This window comes from Rhizobium sp. BK313 (assembly GCF_014193655.1).
Lineage (GTDB): Bacteria > Pseudomonadota > Alphaproteobacteria > Rhizobiales > Rhizobiaceae > Rhizobium.
The window spans coordinates 229,547-250,032 of sequence record NZ_JACHZQ010000002.1 but is presented as its reverse complement, the minus strand read 5'-3'; the positions used below and the strand labels follow the sequence as shown (position 1 = coordinate 250,032).

The 20,486-nt window shown below is 59.1% G+C and carries 18 protein-coding genes and 1 pseudogene; 11 read left to right on the top strand and 8 right to left on the bottom strand.

Annotated elements, in window-relative coordinates; genetic code table 11:
* Window positions 1–377: 377 nt before the first annotated feature.
* Entirely contained in the window at window positions 378–1,610 is a 1,233-nt protein-coding gene (gene pepT, locus FHT86_RS13545; protein WP_133707327.1) for a peptidase T, read from the top strand.
* Window positions 1,611–1,614: 4 nt separating this feature from the next.
* On the opposite strand, the gene FHT86_RS13540 is transcribed toward pepT, so the two are convergent.
* The 3 genes from FHT86_RS13540 to FHT86_RS13530 are packed head-to-tail and all read right to left on the bottom strand — an operon-like array spanning window position 1,615 to window position 3,930.
* Window positions 1,615–2,121, bottom strand: coding sequence for a flavin reductase (locus FHT86_RS13540; RefSeq protein ID WP_208116651.1), 507 nt, complete (start codon window positions 2,119–2,121; stop codon window positions 1,615–1,617).
* A gap of 11 nt (window positions 2,122–2,132) precedes the next feature.
* Window positions 2,133–3,227: an LLM class flavin-dependent oxidoreductase gene (locus FHT86_RS13535; protein ID WP_133707326.1), complete on the bottom strand. Its 1,095-nt coding sequence runs from the start codon at window positions 3,225–3,227 to the stop codon at window positions 2,133–2,135.
* A gap of 10 nt (window positions 3,228–3,237) precedes the next feature.
* Window positions 3,238–3,930, bottom strand: coding sequence for a GntR family transcriptional regulator (locus FHT86_RS13530; RefSeq protein WP_133707325.1), 693 nt, complete (start codon window positions 3,928–3,930; stop codon window positions 3,238–3,240).
* Between the two features lie 227 nt (window positions 3,931–4,157).
* Here FHT86_RS13530 and FHT86_RS13525 point away from each other — a divergent pair, with 227 nt between their 5' ends.
* From FHT86_RS13525 to FHT86_RS13500, 6 genes are all read left to right on the top strand, one after another.
* Complete coding sequence (locus tag FHT86_RS13525) at window positions 4,158–5,084, top strand: NADP-dependent oxidoreductase (protein ID WP_133707324.1); 927 nt, start codon at window positions 4,158–4,160, stop codon at window positions 5,082–5,084.
* 290 nt (window positions 5,085–5,374) lie between these two features.
* Complete coding sequence (locus FHT86_RS13520) at window positions 5,375–8,122, top strand: decarboxylase (protein ID WP_133707323.1); 2,748 nt, start codon at window positions 5,375–5,377, stop codon at window positions 8,120–8,122.
* A 143-nt stretch (window positions 8,123–8,265) separates the two neighbouring features.
* Window positions 8,266–9,957, top strand: a complete 1,692-nt coding sequence (gene aspT, locus FHT86_RS13515; protein WP_133707322.1) for an aspartate-alanine antiporter — start codon at window positions 8,266–8,268, stop codon at window positions 9,955–9,957.
* Between the two features lie 47 nt (window positions 9,958–10,004).
* Window positions 10,005–11,621 carry an aspartate 4-decarboxylase gene (gene aspD, locus FHT86_RS13510; RefSeq protein WP_133707321.1) on the top strand — a complete coding sequence of 539 codons (1,617 nt, stop codon included), beginning with the start codon at window positions 10,005–10,007 and terminating at the stop codon, window positions 11,619–11,621.
* Window positions 11,622–11,875: 254 nt separating this feature from the next.
* Complete coding sequence (locus FHT86_RS13505; protein ID WP_133707320.1) at window positions 11,876–12,316, top strand: hypothetical protein; 441 nt, start codon at window positions 11,876–11,878, stop codon at window positions 12,314–12,316.
* Window positions 12,317–12,318: 2 nt separating this feature from the next.
* The gene (locus tag FHT86_RS13500; RefSeq protein ID WP_133707319.1) at window positions 12,319–13,545 is read left to right on the top strand and encodes an HlyD family secretion protein; all 1,227 of its coding nucleotides are present in this window, start codon (window positions 12,319–12,321) and stop codon (window positions 13,543–13,545) included.
* 112 nt (window positions 13,546–13,657) lie between these two features.
* Here the strand turns inward: FHT86_RS13500 and FHT86_RS13495 are convergent, their stop codons facing one another.
* Window positions 13,658–14,413 carry an SDR family NAD(P)-dependent oxidoreductase gene (locus FHT86_RS13495; RefSeq protein ID WP_133707318.1) on the bottom strand — a complete coding sequence of 252 codons (756 nt, stop codon included), beginning with the start codon at window positions 14,411–14,413 and terminating at the stop codon, window positions 13,658–13,660.
* Between the two features lie 277 nt (window positions 14,414–14,690).
* On the opposite strand from FHT86_RS13495, the gene FHT86_RS13490 reads away from it, so the two are divergent.
* From FHT86_RS13490 to FHT86_RS13480, 3 genes and pseudogenes are all read left to right on the top strand, one after another.
* Entirely contained in the window at window positions 14,691–15,284 is a 594-nt protein-coding gene (locus tag FHT86_RS13490; protein WP_133707317.1) for a L,D-transpeptidase, read from the top strand.
* Between the two features lie 141 nt (window positions 15,285–15,425).
* Entirely contained in the window at window positions 15,426–15,545 is a 120-nt protein-coding gene (locus tag FHT86_RS13485) for an ABC transporter (protein WP_133707316.1), read from the top strand.
* Between the two features lie 149 nt (window positions 15,546–15,694).
* Window positions 15,695–16,270, top strand: a pseudogene (locus FHT86_RS13480) (hypothetical protein); the annotation flags it as partial.
* 117 nt (window positions 16,271–16,387) lie between these two features.
* Here FHT86_RS13480 and FHT86_RS13475 read toward each other — a convergent pair.
* Window positions 16,388–17,194, bottom strand: coding sequence for an aspartate/glutamate racemase family protein (locus tag FHT86_RS13475; RefSeq protein ID WP_133707315.1), 807 nt, complete (start codon window positions 17,192–17,194; stop codon window positions 16,388–16,390).
* 97 nt (window positions 17,195–17,291) lie between these two features.
* Between FHT86_RS13475 and FHT86_RS13470 the strand changes: the two genes are divergently transcribed.
* Window positions 17,292–17,834, top strand: coding sequence for a winged helix DNA-binding protein (locus FHT86_RS13470; RefSeq protein ID WP_133707314.1), 543 nt, complete (start codon window positions 17,292–17,294; stop codon window positions 17,832–17,834).
* Window positions 17,835–17,895: 61 nt separating this feature from the next.
* Here FHT86_RS13470 and FHT86_RS13465 read toward each other — a convergent pair whose 3' ends face one another.
* Genes FHT86_RS13465 through FHT86_RS13455 form a run of 3 tightly spaced genes read right to left on the bottom strand, consistent with a single transcriptional unit; the run spans window position 17,896 to window position 20,425 of the window.
* The gene (locus FHT86_RS13465; RefSeq protein WP_133707313.1) at window positions 17,896–18,822 is read right to left on the bottom strand and encodes a zinc ribbon domain-containing protein; all 927 of its coding nucleotides are present in this window, start codon (window positions 18,820–18,822) and stop codon (window positions 17,896–17,898) included.
* Window positions 18,819–20,000, bottom strand: a complete 1,182-nt coding sequence (locus FHT86_RS13460) for a thiolase family protein (RefSeq protein WP_133707312.1) — start codon at window positions 19,998–20,000, stop codon at window positions 18,819–18,821. Before FHT86_RS13460 ends, FHT86_RS13465 begins: the two co-directional genes overlap by 4 nt.
* Complete coding sequence (locus FHT86_RS13455; protein ID WP_133707311.1) at window positions 19,997–20,425, bottom strand: organic hydroperoxide resistance protein; 429 nt, start codon at window positions 20,423–20,425, stop codon at window positions 19,997–19,999. The genes FHT86_RS13460 and FHT86_RS13455 overlap by 4 nt, the downstream gene beginning before the upstream one ends.
* Window positions 20,426–20,486 lie beyond the last annotated feature (61 nt).

The window sequence follows — 20,486 nt, the reverse complement described above, 5'->3', positions numbered from 1 at the left end:
CAGCGATCTTCGTCTCAGAGTTCACCTAGTTACGCACGTCAAGAATGCGGAAAACTCTGCTCGGGTGCTTGGAACGTAAGAATTCGCCGTTCCGACTTCAGTAGCCCGTAGATCGCGTAGCGTTACACTCCTCCCGCTGCGACTTGACCGCGGCCCGGCGGCATCGGATTCAGCATCCCTTAATTGTCATTAAGCTTAGTGCCAGCGCAGGTTATCTCAATCGGCCAAATGGAGTAATTGTTCTACCCATTTTGGTGGAGCCGACCGGATTGCCGCACCGACAAAACGCCTCGGCAAACCGAAAATGCATTCACGATCACACCGGCGAGGGCTATAGCTGAGTTATCGCTGATAGGCATATATTGGACCCCACGCTCATGACCGATACTGTTACCGATCGCTTCCTTCGCTATGTCGTTATCGACACCCAATCGGATCCCAAATCATCGACACAGCCCTCAACGGAAAAGCAAAAGAATCTCGGCCGTATTCTGGTCGAAGAATTGCTGGCGATCGGCCTTTCCGATGTGCATCTCGATGACTACGGCTACGTCTACGCAACCATTCCTTCCAATGTGGACAGGCCGGTCCCAGTCATCTGCTTCTGTTCGCACATGGATACCGCGCCCGATTTCACCGGAACCAACGTCAAGCCGCAAATCGTGCGAAACTACAGTGGTGGCGACATTCAGCTTCCAGGCGATCAACAGCAGATCATTCGCGTCAGCGATAATCCGGTGCTGCGCGACCAGATCGGCAACGACATCATCACCTCCGACGGCACGACGTTGCTCGGCGCCGACGACAAGGCCGGCCTTGCCGAGATCGTGACGGCAGCGCAATTCCTCGTCGACAATCCAGAGATCAAACACGGGACAGTCAAACTCCTGTTCACGACCGATGAGGAAATCGGGCGTGGCGTCGACAAGGTCGATCTGACGAAGCTCGGCGCAGAGTTCGCCTACACCGTCGACGGCGAAACGGCCGGCCATATCGAGGATGAGACCTTCTCCGCCGACGGCGTCGAGATCACCATTCAAGGCGTCGCCATCCACCCCGGTTTTGCCAAAGGGAAAATGGAAAACGCCATCAAGATCGCCGGCGCGATCATCAGCCGCCTGCCAAAGGATGTGGCGCCCGAGACGACGGACGGCAGGGAGGGTTTCGTTCACCCGACGGGCGTGACCGGATCGATGGAAAAGGCAGCCCTCAGCTTTATCGTGCGCGACTTCAACGACGATGGTCTCGCCACCAAGGAGGCCATGCTCGAGGCGATCGTTAGGGACGTGATGGCGGGATATCCCGGCTCCTCTTACACCTTCAAGGTCAAGCAGCAGTATCGCAACATGAAGGCCATCCTCGACCGCCATCCGGAGATCGCCGACAACGCCATCGAGGCTGTCCGACGCGCTGGCATGGCGCCGGTGCGCGGCAGTATCCGCGGCGGCACCGATGGTTCGCGGCTGTCGTTCATGGGCCTGCCCTGCGCCAACATCTTCGCCGGCGGCCACGCTTTCCACTCGCCGCTCGAATGGGTCAGCCGGCAGGACATGGAGAAAGGCGTCAAGACACTCGTCGAACTCGCTAAAATCTGGGCGGAGCGCGCTTAGGCGCCTAGCGGATGCGATGATAGCGCCGTCTGAAATAGACGAGCGCCTCATCGTCTTCCTGTCCGTGGGCGATATCGATGACCCGGCAGAAAAGCACACGGTGCGTGCCGCTTTCGACCGAACTTTCGACGTCGCAATCGAAGGAGACGATCGCATCCGTAAGACGCGGCGCTCCGGTTTTGCCGGGTAGCCATTCGCCGGCGGCGAAACGCTCTTGTTGTGGTGTCGAGCCGCCGAACAGCCGTGACAGCGCCTCTCGGCCGGAGGCGAGCGTGTTGACGCAAAGCGAGCGGTTGCGATCGAATATGGCCGCAACCGAGCTCGACCGGTTCAGGCAGACGATCAGCGTTGGCGGCGTGTCAGTGACACTACAGACGGCGGACGCGGTGAAACCCGCAAGCCCGCCCGGTCCGTTCGTCGTGACAATGCTGACGGCGGCGGCAAGCTTTGCCATCCCTTCCCGAAAAGCCAGACGGACCGTCTCCAGGTCGTCGTGCGGCATCCTATCCATGCTGCACCCTTTCATTCGACGCGAAGCCCTGCCTTTTTCAGAAGCGGGATGACCCGATCGCAGAAATAGGGCAGTTCTTGTGTGTAGTTGACGAAGGATAGGGCGATGCCGGCATAGCCTTGATCCGATATGGCGAGCATGTCTTCGACGATTTTTTCCGGCGTACCGATCAGCGGATAGCTGCCGGCGCCGCCGGCGAAGCGCTGGCGGTAGCGGTCATAGGCGTCGCGATCATGCGACTGCGAGAATTCCTTCTTGCCGGCCATATGCTGGTCGACGGCGGCGTGGTCGGCCATTGTGACAGCGTAGCGGGTATAATAATCCTCCGCCTCCTGCTGCGTCTCACGGCAAACGACATGGCAGACGGTGTAGACACCGACATCCCGGCCCTTCTTCTCCGCCCGCTCGCGGATGTCGGCGACATGCTTTCCAGCGCCGGCGATCTCGGTAAAGGTGGTGAAGAGATAGTCGCAGCTCGCCGCCGCAAAATCCCGGCCTGGACCGCCGAACGCGGCGTTCATCGTCACCGGCCTCGGGATCTGCAGGCTCGCCGGACGGCTGACAGCCTCCGTCAGCGTATAGTAGGTGCCGATATAGTCGACGGGTTCGTCGGAGGCGTAGACCTTTTCAACGATCTCCAGCCATTCGGCCGCTTGGTCATAACCTTTTTCGACCAAGGGAACGCCGAACATGCCGAATTCCTTCGGGTTCCAGCCGCAGACAATGTTGAGGCCCGCCCTCCCCTGGCTGATGTGATCGACGGTCGCCAACGACTTGGCGGCATAAAGCGGATGCACCAACGGCACGTGCACCGTCATGAACAGACCGATCTTCTCGGTCGCTGCCGCCAGCGCCGCCGCCCAGGTGAAGGTCTCGAACGACCATTCGCGCACCCGGTTCTTGCCACCAAAGCCACGCCAGCGCGCAATCGGCAGAAAGAATTCCAGCCCGGCGCGGTCGGCGATCTGCGCGGCAGTCACATTGTCCTGCCAGCCGGCAGCCCAGCGTTCCGGCACATCGGTGATCGCCAGCCCGCCATCGGCATTGGCGGAAAATACGCCGAGCTTCAGCCGGTTCGGGCCTTTCAGCGGATGCGTCTTGATCATGTTTCCCTCTTCATTTTCGTCTTCTGCGGATGGGGTGGATGGCCTCCGCCTCTTCCAATTGGCGCCGGCGCACGGAGAGATAGGCCTCCTCCGCGGCAAACATAAAAAGCGTCATGCGGTCATGAACGGCGAGCGGATCGTGAGCCAGAAAGGCCCTGTGAATGGCCGAAAGCCCGTCGATATAACGGGATGCGACGGCGGGATCCGCAAATGTCCCGAGCCGGACGGACTGAAAATAATCCATGAATCGCGAGATGGTCACGGCCATATGCGGGTTCGTCACAGCCCTCAGCCACGTATTGCGAAAATCGACGTTGGCGGCTAGCAGCCCCGGAATGTTGCCATCACTCAGCGTCTGTTCGATCCTGCTGATCGCATCTGTCAGCGCCGCCTCGACATCGGGCGTCATGTCGCGTGCAGCACTCGCCGCCGCCCTCGGTTCGAGCTGGCGGCGCACTTCGAACAGGCCGGAAATGTCCGCAAGCGAGAGTTCCCGCACGGCAAATCCACGCGTCGTGCCGATGAGATAACCTTCAGACACCAGCCGCAACAATGCTTCGCGTGCCGGCATGCGCGATATGCCGTAGGAATCTGCGATCTCCGTATCCACCAGACGATCCGATGGCGACACCTCGCTCCGCTGTAGCCTGAGCCGCAGATCGGAATAAATCGTTTCCACCAGATTTTGGCTAGGTTTGTCCATTCCATACCTCTAGAGAAAACGTATTCAGTTTTTTGCCGTTTTCAACGGGAAAATCGAGATAATGAACGAAAATGGTAATAAATCGCGAGAATCAGTATACGGATTTGTGCCATATTATTGATGTCGACCTTGCAGATGCGGCGCAACTAGGCTTGCGGCCAATTTAATTTTAAGCATAAACTTTATGCTTGCCGCACCACGAAATCCGGCGGCGTTAAGGAGAGGACATGAAGGCGATCCAGTACAGCGAGCATGGTCCGGCCGACGTCATGCAATATCTCGACCTTCCTGATCCAGCTGCTGGACCTGGCCAGATCCTGGTAAAGCTTGCGGCGGCGAGCGTCGCCCCTTTCGACTGGAAACTTCGAGCCGGCCATCTCAAGAACCATTTTACGCTGCCCATGCCGAGCATTCCCGGCCGCGATGGCGCCGGCAAAGTCATCGCAGTCGGCGACGATGTAACCGAATTCTCGATTGGCGACCGAGTGAGCGTTGTGGCTGGGGTTTTCTCCCAGGGCTGCTATGCTGAGAAAATAGCCTCCGATGCGAAGAATGCCGTGCGCATCCCGGGCAATCTCGATTTCCCGGAAGCGGTGGCATTTTCGAATCCTGGCCGCAGTGCCTGGATTTGCGTGCGGACCGCCGAGGTCAAGTCCGGCGACAAAGTTTTGGTTCATGCCGGCGCCGGAGCAGTGGGCGGATTGCTGGTGCAACTCTGCCACCACATCGGAGCTGAGGTCACCGCCACCTGCCGTGCCGCGAACCGCGAATATGTGCTCGGTCTCGGTGCCAACCGTGTCGTCGCCTACGACCAGGAGGATTTCTCTTTTCTGCGCGATCAGGATGTCGTTTTCGATCTGATGGGCGGCGACGTCCATGAAAGGTCCTACAAAGTCCTGAAGCCCGGCGGGCATCTGGTGTGGCTGGTGGCAGATCCCATCACCGATCGCAGCGCCGAATTCGGTGTGACGGTGACACGCGCTTTGATCAGCGATGACAAAGAGGTGTTGCAGACGATGATGGATCTTGCCGAAGCAGGCATGCTCAAGCCGCAGGTCGCCCGAACCATGCCGTTGCAAGATGCAGCCGAAGCGCACCGGCTGATGGAGGCCGGAGCCATCTCACGGGGGCGTCTCGTGCTAACGATGGGATGAGGTCGGCGCAGTCAATCGAGGCCGAAGCGAAGCTGGAGTATCCACGTTATTTTGATACCCAAATGGCGCTTTAGGAGGCTCTATCGGGGGTTGTCATCACGCCTGGATTAGACGGCAGCGTGTTCATTCGCGATTTTCGTTTTTAGCGAATAGAACTCGAATCTATTTTATGAAATCAAAACATAATACCATTCCCCTTTAATCTGACATCATTGACTTCAGTCAATGCGCAGTTTCGGCCAATCGCCTATTTTTCCAACCGAAAATATCTTTCGGTGGTGGAGGAATTTATGCGACGAAATGTCGAGCGACCGAAGCATAAGGCCAGCCGGATTGACCAATTCTTTGCAGGACCGAATGCTCGGGCCGATCGATGGCGCGACCTCGCCGATGCCGCCGATGCATGGCTTGCAGGTTCGCTCGATCGTGCCGAATTCGAGAAAGTCGTCGCGGACCTGACAATTACAGAAGCCTATTTTGCCTTTCCAGGTTTGCAACTGCTGGCCGCGCTGCGGGAGCGCGCGGCTGCGGACGATGCGCATGCCACAGTGCATCTTGTAGACCGCATCGTACGCGCCATGATGACGCGGTCGTTCCGGCACGATGCAAGCGACTGGGACGCCGGCGAGGATATTCGCGACAGCGTTTCGGAAATCGTGCCATCGACGCTGAGTGGGCGGGAGCATCGCCGACCCTATTTCGAGACGTTGATTGTCACGGGCGCACCCGCGTCGAGCTGGCCGGCGCTTTGCGCCGAATGGCGCAAGCTTCGGCGCCCACTCGATACGTTCATTTACGAGCCCGTTTTCGTCGGCAGCCTTGAGGATGCATTCTGTGCGACGATTCTCAACGCCAACATAGCAGCCGTCGTCATCAACGAGGGATTTGCCCTGCGCTCGCGCCACGATGCGCCGGTGCTGCGGTCCCAGTTAGCGTCTCTCGACGCCAAGGAAGCGAACACCGCGTCGGCCCTCGGCTTGGCCAAGATCCTCAAGCGGGTGCGTCCGGAGCTCGATCTCTACCTGGTTATGAATCGCCGGGTCGAGGAAATGGCTGGCCAGGCCGATGCAGGTGTCGCCAGGCGAATCTTCTATTCCGTCGAGGAACTGCTCGAACTTCATCTGGCGATCCTTGAAGGCGTGCAAGGGCGGTACGAGACGCCGTTCTTCGACAATCTGAAGAAATATGCACAGCGGCCCGTCGGCACATTTCATGCCCTGCCGATTGCTAGAGGCAAGTCGATTTTCAAGTCCGACTGGATTCGCGATATGGGCGAGTTCTACGGTCCGACGCTGTTTCTGGCCGAGAGTAGTGCGACCACCGGGGGCCTCGATAGCCTGTTGGAGCCGACGGGCAACATCAAGGCGGCACAGGAGCTCGCTGCTCGGGCGTTCGGCGCCGACCACGTCTTCTTCGTGACCAACGGAACGTCGACATCAAACAAGATGGCGGTTCAGGCGCTGCTGGCGCCGGGCGATATCGCGATCGTCGATCGCAACTGCCACAAGTCCCACCACTATGGAATGGTGCTGGCGGGCGCGCAGCCGCTTTATGTCGAGGCGTTCCCGATGACGGAATACTCGATGTACGGAGCGGTACCGCTTCGCAGCATCAAAGAGGCGCTGTTGAACCTGAAAGCGGATGGCAGACTGCATCGCGCCAAAATGATTGATCTGACCAACTGTACCTTCGACGGCCATATCTACAATACGCGGCGCGTGATGGAGGAGTGCCTGGCGATCAAGCCGGATCTGATTTTCCTGTGGGATGAAGCGTGGTTCGGATTTGCACGTTTCTCCCCATTCTTGCGCCCGCGCACGGCGATGGGTGCCGCCAACGATATCGAGGCCTGGCTCCGCGATCCCCAATCGGTTGCCGACTATGAGAAACAACAGGCAGAGCTCGGTACGACTCCGTCGGACGACATGTTGCTGAAGACGCGTTTGATCCCCGACCCGCGCAAGGTCAAGCTGCGCGTCTATCAGACGAATTCCACTCATAAGTCGATGTCTGCCCTGCGCCAAGGCTCGATGCTGCTGGTAAAGGATGTCGAGTTCCGTAGCGTGGAAGCGCAATTCCACGAGGCGGTGTTTACCCACGCCTCGACCAGCCCGAACCAGCAATTGATTGCCAGTCTGGACGTGGCGCGCCGGCAGATGGAGCTGGAAGGCTATGGCCTTGTGCACAATGCGATCGAGATCGCCTTGGCAATCCGCCAAGCCGTCAGCCGGCATCCGCTGATCTCCAAGTATTTCCACGTTCTCGGTGCCGACAAGATGGTGCCGGCGTCTTACCGCGAGAGTGGATTTACCGACTACCTCGACCCAAAATCAAACTGGGCTGCCGCGCGGCGCAGCTTGCAGGAAGATGAATTCTGCCTTGACCCGACGCGCATGACGCTTGTTTGCGGCACAGCGGGATTTGACGGCACGCAATTCAAGAAACTCCTCGCTGACCGCTACAACATCCAACTCAACAAAACGTCCCGCAATTCCGTCCTGCTGCAATCGAACATCAACAATACGCGCAGCGACGTCGCTCATTTGATCCGCGTCCTGGTCGAAATCAGTGCCGAAATCGATGGGCGCCTGGCCAAGAGCGGTCCCAACGTCCGAAAGGAATTCGAGGAGCGCGTGAAGAGCCTGATGACGGACGTGCCGGACCTGCCGAACTTTTCGCATTTCCACGATGCTTTCCGCAGGGATGCCGGCCAGCGGACGAATGAAGGCGATATTCGCGGCGGTTTCTACTCCGCCTACAGTGCCGACGGATGCGAGTATATCCGGCTTGCCGATGCGGAGATCGACCGGCGGCTGAAGGAAGGCCCTGATCTCGTCTCCGCAAATTTCGTCATTCCTTACCCTCCAGGTTTCCCGATCATGGTGCCAGGCCAGGTGATCACTCGGGAGACGATCGACTTCATGCGCAAGCTCGATGTGAAGGAAATCCATGGGTACGATGCCGCCGAAGGCCTGAAGCTGGTACGTGCCGAAGCACTCGCAAAACGCACCGGCAAGCCGGCGCAGCGCGCCGCGTGAGCTATACGCCATAGCGTAGAGCCGGATGGTCTCAGGTCGGATCGACCTGAAATCCCTCTCTACACCAAAAAGTAGAGCGTGATGTCGTCCGAAAACCGCTTACAGTTTTCGGCATCATCTCTATCACACGAACGGGTGACATCATGTTCGATTGGTTTGTCCATACGCTTCAGAGCTATCCGGAAATCGCCATTTTCCTGTCGCTGGCGCTCGGATACTACTTCGGCTCGTTTACCTACAAGGGCCTCGGCCTTGGCGCGGTGACCGCGACGCTCATTGCCGCCGTCATTATCGGACAGCTCGGCATCACGATTTCGGGGCCGCTCAAGCCGACCTTTTTCCTGATGTTCCTGTTCGCCATAGGCTACGGCGTTGGGCCGCAATTCGTGCGCGGCATCTCGCAGGACGGAATTCCACAGGCACTCTTCGCCGTCGTGGTCTGCTTGTTCTGTCTGGGTGCTGCCTATATCGGCGCCAGGTTGGCCGGTTACAGCGTAGGCTCCGCAGCCGGGCTCTACGCCGGCTCGACAACGATCTCGGCATCGATGGGGCTCGCGACCGATGCGATTAACCGCCTCAATCTGCCTGCCGAGGACACCAAGGCGCTTCTGAACGCGATGCCGGTTGCCTATGCCGTGACCTACATCTTCGGCACGATGGGATCCGCGATCATTCTTTCCATGGTCGGGCCAGCGCTCCTCGGTATCGATCTGAAGGCCGCGTGCAAGCGCTACGAGGAAAAGCACGGGGGCAAGAAGGAATTGGGTGGTCCCGGGACGGCTTGGCACCGGTTTGAGATGCGGGCATTCCGGATTCGGGAAGGGGCGCCAGCCATAGGCAAGACGGCACAGGAAGCCGAGGCGCTGCTTCCGGATCAGCGCGTGTTCGTCCAGGGTGTTCGACGTGGTAAACAGATCATCGATGCAACGGCCGATACGGTCATCCAGACGGGCGACGTTGTGGCGGTGGCCGGCCGCCGCGAGGTGCTGGTCAATCTGATCGGCGCGGCGGCGGATGAAGTCGACGATCGCGAGCTGCTGGCGGTGCCGATAGAAGGCGTCGATGTCTATATCACCAGCAAGGAAGTTGACGGAATGACACTGGCCGAGCTGGCCAAATCCGAGGGCGCGCGCGGCGTGTTCCTGCGAAAGATCACGCGAGGCGCGACCGCGACGGATATTCCGATTTTCCCAGACACTAAGTTGCAACGGGGCGATATCGTCAATCTCGTCGGACGCACCCAGGACATAGCCGCCGCGACCAAGAAGTTGGGTCGTCCGGACCGGGCCACCGATGTGGCGGATGTGGCTTTTATCGGCGCGGCGATAGCGCTCGGCGCCCTTCTCGGCGCAGTGGTTTACAGAGTTGGGAGCGTGCCTCTCACGCTGTCTACGTCCGGCGGTTCATTGGCTGCCGGCCTCTTCTTCGGTTGGCTCCGCTCGGTACACCCTACCTTCGGGCGGATTCCGTCATCGACCGTGTGGTTCATGAATTCCGTCGGCCTCAACGTGTTCATCGCCGTGGTAGGCATCTCGTCGGGGCCGGGCTTTGTCGCGGGCCTGCGCGAGCTTGGATTCAGCCTGTTTCTCTGGGGTGTCTTTGTAACGACGTTGCCGCTGATACTGGCGATGTATGTCGGGAAATACCTGTTTCGCTTCGATGAAGCGCTTCTGCTGGGATGCTGCGCCGGCGCACGCACCACCACCGCCGCACTTGGCATGATCAACGACCGCGCCATGAGCCAAATTCCCGGGCTCGGCTACACCGTTACCTACGCCGTCGGAAACATATTGCTGACGACCTGGGGCATGGTCCTCGTGATGTTGATGACGTAACCGCGAAAGGTTGGCCTTTCACGCAATTCTTGCAACAGGAGCAGATCATGGCTGATGCCCTTACATTGCGCAAATTCGAGGCTCTTAGCCCTTTCGAGATCAAGGATGAGTTGATCCAACTGGCGAAGAAGACCTCGAGGACGACGCAATCAGCGTTCCTGAATGCCGGTCGCGGCAATCCCAATTGGGTAGCCACCACACCGCGCGAGGGCTTTTTTCTGCTTGGGCAGTTCGCCGTCACCGAGTGCAAACGGGTGAGGGAGCATCCGGCCGGACTGGCAGGAATGCCGCAGGCAACAGGTATTGCGGCGCGACTAGAGGGGTGGCTGGCAAAGCATGCCGACATGCCAGGTGCCGGCTTCCTGTCCTCGATGTTGCAGTTTGCAACCAAGACATTTGGGTTTGACCCCGATGCATTCGTCCATGAACTCGTCGATTCCATTATCGGCGACAACTATCCGGTGCCCGACAGAATGCTGGTCCACAATGAGCGGATTGTGCACGAGTATCTATTATGGGCGATGTGCGGCAAGCCGCGGCCGGCCGGCAAGTTCGATCTCTACGCGGTCGAGGGCGGCACCGCCGCGATGTGCTACATCTTCAAATCCCTGAAGGCCAATCGCCTGCTGCATCCTGGCGACACCATCGCACTCGGAACGCCCATCTTCACGCCTTATCTCGAAATGACGCATCTGGAGGACTATGACCTCAAGGTCGTTCATATCAAAGCGCCGCAAGAAAACCGGTTCCAGTTCACCGACGACGAGATCAAGAAACTGGAAGATCCGAAGATCAAGGCATTCTTCGTCGTCAATCCCGGCAATCCCACCGGCATGGCACTGAGCGCGGAGACCATCGGCAAACTGACGAGCTTGGTGAAGAACAAGCGTCCGGATCTGATGCTGCTGACGGACGACGTGTATGGCACATTCGTCGATGATTTCCGCTCCTTGCTTGGTGAACTCCCTCAGAACACGATCGGCGTTTACTCCTATTCGAAATACTTCGGCGCTACCGGATGGCGCCTCGGTGTCATCGCCATCCACGAGGAAAACATCTTCGACACGATGATCGCCAAGCTGACCGGCGCCGATCTGAAAGCGCTGGACAAGCGTTACGGCGCGCTCACTCTCGAGCCGCGCAAACTGAAATTCATCGATCGTATCGTCGCGGACAGTCGCGACGTCGCGCTCAACCATACGGCGGGACTATCGCTCCCACAGCAGGTGATGATGAGTCTCTTTTCCCTCTGCGAGATGATGGATGAGGAAAAGCGTTATCAGGCTGCCTGCAAGGAGATCGTCAATCGGCGCGTCCTGACCTTGATAGACGGCATGGGTCTTAAGCTCGACCCGAACGCCAACTTCGATGCCTATTACGGGCTGATCGATTTTGAGTTCTGGGCTCGCAAAAATATCGGCGACGAGGCGGTTGAATATCTGAAGAAGAATATCCACCCGCTGGATCTCGCTTTCCGGCTGGCCGAGGCTCACGGCATCGTGCTCTTGAACGGCGGCGGCTTCGAAGCGCCTAACTGGTCGTTGCGTGTGTCCCTGGCGAACCTGCCCGACGAAGCCTACGAGGACATCGGGCGCGGTGTGCGGACGATTGCACGCGGCTACAGGGATGCATTCGAAGCGTCGAAAAGCGCGCCCAAGAAGTGAAAGACTTTAGCGCAACGGCCAGCGTACCCGCAGAGGAGGTTGCGGTTCGGATTGTCGAAGTCGAGGTTGCGCGGCCTCTGTGTCGTCGTGGTCCTCATGGTCGGGGCCCCACGCGTCGGGCAATGAAGTTATGGGCAGTTTGAGCTGCGCGGTCGACCATCTCAAGCCCAGCCTGCGCTCCATCGTCGACCTCGTATGCCGCGAAGCGGATGCATCACGTCGTAAGTTTTGGTCTCAAAAGAAAGGAGACTTCGATGGCCCAAGATATACATTCTGCCGCTGTCGACCACCTGCCAGTCTTCATCGTCGCGCCGGGCCACACCGACTACCTTTCCATTGGCGTGGTCATTTTTCTGATCGCCATGATTCTCGCCGTCGGCAATCTCTACTTTCAGCTTCATGCCTTTCCGGAACGCATGGCGCATCGCGCCAGCAAGGTGCAGATGGAAATCGTGGCCGTGCTGGCGCTGATCTCGCTGTTCACCCACAACCATCTCTTCTGGATCGCGGCCCTGCTGCTCGCCTTCGTCCATATTCCCGACTTTTCGACGCCGCTCTATTCGATCGCGCAATCGCTGGGCAAGCTTGCCGGCCGCGATCCTGAAACGAGTGGCGATCCGGCGTTGATGGCCGACGCCGCCCCAAAGCCCATCGAAGGGAACTCGAAGAGCGACACTCATCGTGAAGGAGCCTGACCATGCTCGAGTTGATGCTTTGCTCGCTCCTCACCATCTTTCCAGACTATCTTTACCGACGTTATGTGCAGGGAAAGCGGATCGGTCACGAAATCGACCTTTACACCGTGTGGTATGAACTGCGCTGGGGGATCTCGGCCTGTCTGATCCTCACCGTTTCGCTGATCACGATGATCTTCTATTTCCATCCCTCGACGAAGAGTGTGACGGCAGTGTTCCGCACGGTGACGATCCTGCCGGAAACAATCGGACGGGTCGACGAGGTCTATGTCGGGGTCAATGAGAAGGTCGCGGCCGGCGCACCGCTTTTCCGGCTGGATGACTCGCAGCAAAAAGCAGCCCTGGAGACGGCACGTCGGCAGATTGCTGAGCTCGAAGCCCAGACCAGGGTGGCCCAGACCGAATTGGCATCAGCAGACGGTCAAATCCAGCAGGCCCAGGGTGCCCTTCAAGTGGCAATCGACGAATACGAGATGAAGTCAGAGCTCCTGAAAAACGATGCCGTTGCCCGCCGCGAAGTCCAGCGTCTGGCGAATACCATCGATAGCCGCAAGGGTTCTGTGAATGCCGCACTCGCTCAGAAGCAGACGCTTGAAGCCAAGATCAATGACCTGTTGCCGGCGCAAACAGCAAGCGCAGAAGCCGCGCTGGCACAGGCGCAGGTAGAATTGAACAAGACAATCGTTCGCGCCGGCGTCGCCGGTACGGTCCAGCAGTTTACGCTGCGTCCGGGCGATGTCGTGAATACGATGATTCGTCCCGCAGGGATTCTCGTGCCCACGGGGGCAGGCAAGGGCACTCTGATTGCGGGATTCGGGCAAATCGAAGCGCAGGTTATGAAACGGGGAATGATTGCCGAAGCGACGTGCGTCGGAAAACCGTTCACAATCATTCCACTGGTCGTAACCGAGGTTCAGGATGTGATCGCTGCCGGACAGCTAAGACCGACCGATCAGCTTGTCGATGTACAGCAGATGGCGCAGCCGGGAACGCTGACGGTCTTCCTGCAGCCGCTGTTCGAGGGAGAACTCGACGACATCCCGCCTGGTAGCAGTTGCATCGCCAATGCCTACACAAACAATCACGATGCGCTGGCCGATAAGAATATTGGGATGATGCGATGGCTATTCTTGCATGTGGTGGACACTGTCGCCCTCGTACATGCCATGATTCTGCGCATACAAGCGCTGCTGCTTCCAGTGCAGACCCTGGTGTTTGCGGGCCACTGATCTGAGGTGGCTCGCCGACATTACCCGTCGGCGGCCACCGAAATCGTTGTTTGCAGATTGCACCACTTTGCACTGCGGAGGTGATGGTCCAAGGCACCCCGAGACGCGTTCGCTAGTGAGCGGTGTAGGCTCCGTCTACCGCATGGCAGCTTCCGGTGATGAAGCTTGCCTGTTCGGACAAGAGAAAGCATACGAGCGCGGCCACTTCTTCCGGCTTTCCACGCCTGCCCATTGGCTGGAGTGCTTGCATGCGCCGACTGCTCGTTGCCTCCAGATGTTCCGACAGAAGCGGTGTTTCGATCCAGCCCGGGCCGACGGCGTTGATACGGATACCGAATTTCGCGTACTCGATCGCGGTGACCTTCGTCAGTCCGATGACGCCGTGCTTGGCTGCCGCATAGGCAGACGTAAAGGGCAATCCGACGCAACCGAGAACGGAAGACATGTTGACGATGGCGCCGCCGCCCTGTGGCAACATGGCTGCGATCTCGTATTTCATGCAGTAGAAGGCGCCGTCGAGATTGACGCTCATCAGTTTGCGCCACTCGTCGAGCGGATAATCCGCCGTCGCCTTCCGCACGCCGTCGAGCCCCGCATTGTTGACCGCCAGATTCAGGCCGCCACACTCCCGGACAGCGAAGTTGACCAGTTGCTCGACGGCTTCCGCACAACTGACATCGACGGCAAAACCACGGGCTTTGCCCCCCTGCGAACGGATATCGGCAGCAACGCTGTGCGCAGAATCGGCATCGAGATCGGCGACGACGACACATGCTCCCTCTTGGGCAAGCTGCCGGCAGACAGCTGCGCCTATCCCTGAACCACCACCCGTCACGATTGCGACTTTTCCGTTGAAGCCAAGCTCCATTTTTGTCCCCCCTATATTTCATATATTTCTAATCGAGCAGAGCGGGACGGTCGATGCAAGAGGTTTCGTCATAGGCAAAACCCTCACCTCACAGACTTCTGCAGCTGCCAGCCCACAATGCAAAGCGTTGCTCATCGGTTACTACAACGAGAGGATCAGCGCGCGTGTTCCCGGCATTTTGGGGGTTATATCAGATACGGCGAATGTGAGCCTTGGCTAGAATACTCGGCGATGTTAAAGACGAAACTAGGGCTAATCCATTGCTTGGCAGGTGGAAATGAATAAATACCGCATTACACGACGGGGATTCGTGCTGGGTGGTCTGGGGCTGGTGGCATCGGGGTGTACGACAAACTCGGATGGGCCGCCGGTGGGGTGGTACACGTTCGGGTCGGATCCGGACGTCAATCCGCGGTACAAGCGTCAGGAGGTGGCCTATGACGGAGGTGAGCCACCCGGAACCATTGTTGTCGACACAGGGCAACGCTACCTCTACTACGTCGAGGGCGACGGCCGGGCGACACGCTACGGCGTGGCCGTCGGGGAGGAAGGCTTGAGCTTCAAGGGCGAGGCCACCATCGGCCACAAGGCGGAGTGGCCATCGTGGAAGCCCACCGAAGACATGATGATGCGCAAACCCCGGCTGATGCAGTATGCCGACGGCGTTCCGGGCGGGCCGCTCAATCCCCTTGGGGCGGCCGCGCTCTACCTTTACCAGGACGGGCGCGACACCATGTTCCGGGTGCATGGCACGAATGCGCCGTGGTCGATTGGCCATGCGGTCTCGAACGGCTGCATCCGTCTGACGAATACGAATATCATGGATCTTTATAGCCGCGCGCCCGTAGGAACGAGGGTATTGGTCATTTGATCTCGTTTTTTTGGGGAAAAGTGAGGCGTCTACAATCCGTTCGATCTGTGTTCTTTCTGCACTAGTCTATTATATAAGTCGCCGCTACTATCTGATTCGCCTACTATAAAGTGTGCCAGTCTAAGGAGAGAGGACTTCTTAATGACCAGAATTCTAGTCGTGATCGTTGCAATGGTTGCCGTTGCCAATCTGAGCGCTTGCGGGTCGATCGGCAAAGGTAAGGGTAAGGCCCCGCCTCCGGCTGCAGCCGTCTACAAATAGACACTGGCCTACAAATTGGGGAAGAGCCAGATTGGCTCTTCCCCACCATAACCTCGCCAAGCTTCTCCCGTTTTTAACTCGCGGCGCAAGAGTGGCATATCATCATATTTCTGTCCCGTATTCGTCGGGCTCGCAAACGGAGCGCAGTGATGACGCTTGGAAGAGGCGGTCTGTCGCTTATTATTCTCTTGGTATTTGCGTTATCCTCGTGCCAGACGGAAGATAAAAGTCCCCAGCCGCGTTTCACTTCCAATAGTCGTGGCTTGGCAACTACCCCCGTTCAAAACACGTCCAACCAGCACTTCATCGAATTCCGCTCGCGCTATGCGCTCACCTACGGCCATACCTATGTGGTATTCGGAACCGAGGACAAGGACGGAAGGATGATCAACCCCGAAGTCGCGGGTCTCGCTCCGGCCTCACCTGATGCGGCGCCCTATGTGATCGGCCATTTCGTGCCGGTGCCGGCCACGACCGGACCGACCGACGGCGACCTGGAAGAACAGTACAGGTCGGCCAGCTGGCGCGTGCTGTTGACGGACGTCGAATATGACAACGTCGTCGCCTTCATCCGTAAGCAGCAAGCGACTTCCCATCTCTGGGATGCATCGCTCTACAATTGCAATGCCTTTGTGGGCGACATCGCCCGCCACATGGGCTACAAAACACCCGCCATCTGGCTGAGGCCGCAGCAGTTCATCACGCAACTTCGAGAGATGAATACCGAGTCGAACGGGCTGCCGCAGGACGTTGGTGCGTCGAGCATTGCACACGCCAGCCCTCGGGCATGACATCGTGGTGGTCCACGAGATGCCGGGTGGCGACAGCACCATGAGATCCAGTCAAACGTCGCTCGGAAACAGCGGCGCCTGCCTACCTTTGGCTACGAAGTTGCGGAAATCCTCAACTGCTTGAGGCGTGGCGAGCGAGCAGAATGGTCCGCGGCTCACTTCGATGCCATCGATATTATGCAGGCGCACGTCCATTTCAGCGCTTTTTAGGGTGACCGCCGCGGTGTTGATCACCGGCGCGTGCAGCACCTTGAAGCCATATTCTCCGCCGACCAGCAGGCCGGGCAGGATGCCGGCTGGCACCACGATATCAGCGCCATCCCGAACCAGGGGTTCGGCGCAGGCGCTGAAGGCCGCGAGCATACGCCGCCGCGCCTCGTCATCGCCGTCGAAAGCCGCACTGAAATCGGCCGGCGTGCAATTCATTCCGACCACATGCCTCACACGGCTGCCAAGTCCATAAAGGTCTGCCTGTTCGTAGTGCCAGACCAGGAAAACATCGTCGAGCGTGACGAGTGCAATCCGCCGGCCGAGCCGTGCGGCATAGTGCATGGAGACCTCGCCCGCGCCGATCACCGGAATGGTGAGCGCTGATTTGAGCTCGTAAAGTCCCGGGTCTTGAAAATGGCCGACAACGACAGCGTCATAGCCCCGGCTTGCCGCCTCCAGCCCGTTGTCTATCGCGATTGCCGCGCAGCGGAATTCCGCCAATCGCCCGAAGTGCCGGTCCGGCGGGCTGATGCCGAAAACGTCGACCGTCGTGCCGGGTTCTGCGATCCCGTTCAGATAGTCCGAAAGCTGCTTCATATAGGCGGCGCTGGCCGTGGCATCGATAAAGCTTTGCCAGAATATACGCATTGTTCCCTCGTTATGTTCGTTGTCATGCGTCGTTTTGCTCTCGTCAAAACGAGAATTTAAGGCTTTAATCGTAGCCATATCCAATCTGGGGAGCCAAATGAATTCGCCTGCAGCACTCGAAAATCCACTCGGAGAGACGACGACAGAGATGTCGGAAGCCGCGCTGACGGAATTCGAGTGGTCGCTGTGGCGGATTTCAGCCGCCTTCGTGCGCTGGCAGTCCGAATGTAGCAGCGAATTGGCCGGATCGAGCCTCAGTGGCCTTGATACGGCTGTCCTTCATACGATCCGCTACCGCAACAAGCCGAAGGGCCTTGCTGAAATTTCCCGTCTGCTCGGCCGTGACGACACTGCCAATATCCAATACGCGATCAAGAAACTGCAGGCCTTGCAGTTGATCGAGCGCGTCAAGGGCCGGTCGCGCAAGGATACGCTGTATGTACCGACGCGCAAAGGCAACAAGCTGACCCAGGACTACCGCGCGCTGCGACGGCATTTGCTGATTTCCCTGATCCAGAAGATGGATCATGCGGAAAAAGGGCTCGGCGACGCCACGGAAATGCTGGAGCTTTTGACGAGTTTTTACGACACCGCGGCCCGGCGCGTGGCGATCGGCCCTCATCCAGTCGAGCGTCCCTGAACCAGTGCCAGCACGCGCAAAGGACTGCCCGATCCGCCGATAAGGCATTCTACGCCAGCACTCATGGACGAGCCTTGCGTTCGACCGCCTTCGGAACGCCGAGAAGCCGCTCATCCACCGAGAGCAAATTGATCCAGGCCGGAGCGCCCTTTGACGCACGCCCGCGCATTGCAGGTCCGAAGGACTGCGCAAAGTCCATCAACGCTTTGACTGTGAGATCCTTCACCTCATGCGTCGTGTCGCCAGCGGCCGCATCGAACAGTTGCTTAAGCTGGGCGTGATCGGCGGAATTGATGAGTATATCGATCTTGGCGCCGAGATCAGCCGCCAATTCCCTCAGCGATCCCTCGCCGGCAGGATCGAAATCAACAATCTGGACGCCGTCGATCGCTTCAAACTGCTGCTGCTCGTCGAAGGGCTTCCGGTCGTCCGCGACGCCGATATGTATCGTCGATACCCCCGCTTTTCTCAGCGCTACGGCCAATTCCAGAGCCACCGGATTGCGACCATCGGTGATCAGCACACGCCGATGCTTGGGGTGGGCGACGATTTCACGCCACTGACGATCGTCTTCCATAGGCGGCATCGCGGAAGTAGGTCCGGCGAAAAAAACGGCTTGGCCGCTTTTGTCAAGCTGTAGCGACAGGCGTACTTGGCTGCCGGCGCCGGCACAATCACCATGCAGGTGGGTCACGACGCTGGGTCCGCAATCGAGCTGCACCAGTCCGACGCGCCAAGGCATATGCTCGCGATAATAGGGATCGCTCGTGACCCGGATACAGGTCTGCGAGAGCAACAGGCCGCCGGTCGGCGCATCGATAAAGGGCAGATCGGCAGACAGGCAGTGCGGGCAGGCATCGCGCGGCGGGTAGGCATATCGCCCACATTGGGCGCAGCACTGCAGGGCAAAGCGACCGATGGCCGCGGCGAGCGTCAGCCCCTGCGCCTTGCGGCTGCGTATGGATGGCGGCGACAATGGCCCGATCATGTCGATTGCCTCGCCAGGATCGTCGCCGCTGACGCCAGGCCGCGGTCGTAGTTGATCATGCCGAAACCGGAAACCAGGCCGATCTTCGCATCGGCAACCTGTGTGCCGCCGGCCAGGCCCAGAAGCTGGCGCATGGCCTCGACGATGCCGAGGTGCCCACCGGCGGCTCCCGCCTGTCCGACTGACAATTGCCCCCCCGATGTATTGTGCGGAAAGGAGCCATCGATCGTGAAGGTGTGCTGGCGTACGAAATCCGGCCCCTCTCCCTTTTGGCAGAAGCCGAGATCCTCAAACTGCATCATGGAGATAACGGGATAGTCGTCATAGGTTTGCATGAAATCAATATGGTCGGGTGCAATACCGGCCATGTCATAGAGCTCGCCGCGATCCATCGCCCAGCCGCCGCGGGACTGCACCGCGTCTTCCGGGAAAGCATTGTGCCGTTCAATCGCAGACAGGACGCGCACGAAAGGCAGGCCGAGCGATGATGCCGTTTCCTCGCGCATGACGAGGAAGGCCTCCGCACCGGCGCAGGGCATAACACAGTCGAAGAGGTGGAAGGGTTCGGCGATCGGTCGCGCCGACAGATATTGATCCAGTGTCAGCGGCTTCTTCATCAGCGCGTGCGGATAGTTGAGGGCATTCTCGCGTTGCGCGACGCAGAGCTTGCCGAAATCCTCGCGCTTGGCGCCAAAACGATCCATGTAGGCCCGAGCGATCAGCGCGAAACTGGCATTGGGACCGCCGGCACCGTAAGGATATGAGGCATCCTGGGCGAAGCGGGAGAAATTGGCGAGCGTCTTTCGGAAAGTATCGACTTGATTGGTATCGGCCGCAACACAGGCGACGATGTCGGCATCGCCCGCCTGCACCGCCCGCGCCGCGCGCCGGATCGAGACGATGCCGGCGGCACCCCCCATCGGCACGTGATCGAGCCAGCGCGGCGTCAGGCCGAAATGCTGTGTCAGCGCGATCGCCGTATCCGGCCCCATGGTGAAGCTTGCGACAGCGAAGCCGTCGAACTCGCGATGGCTGATGCCCGCGCCTTCGGCCAGCGCCCTGAGTGCCCGACCCAGCCACCAATGCGCGCTCTCGATCGAATAACGTTCATAGGGTACCGTCACCGGCACCGCCAGAACCACGCCGTCATAGGATTTGCGGGCGCGTGACGCCGTCATCCGGCCACCGTCAGGATCACGTCGACATTGCCGCGCGTGGCATTGGAATAGGGACAACGCTCATGCGCGCCGGCAACGATTTCCTCCGCCACGGCCTTGTCGATGCCAGGCAGGGAAGCCGTCAGCTCGACCGCAAGCGCGTAGCCCACCGGGACCGGGCCGATGCCGACCTTGGCGGTAACGGACACATCGTCCGGAAGCGCGATTTTCCGGGTGCGCGCAACGAGTTTGACTGCGCCCAGGAAACAGGCGGCATATCCGGCCGCGAACAGTTGCTCTGGGTTGGTGCCCTCCCCGCCTGGCCCGCCAAGTCCTTTCGGCACGGAAAGATTGACGGCAAAACTGCCGTCTGCGCTCTGCGCCTTGCCGTCCCGGCCGCCAAAAGCGGTGACCGCGGTTTCATAGAGGATCTTCTCCGGGGTCATATGAAACTCCTAATAAGGATTTTAGTCTTGAATTATAGTATAGCAGAAATGCCTCGGCTCG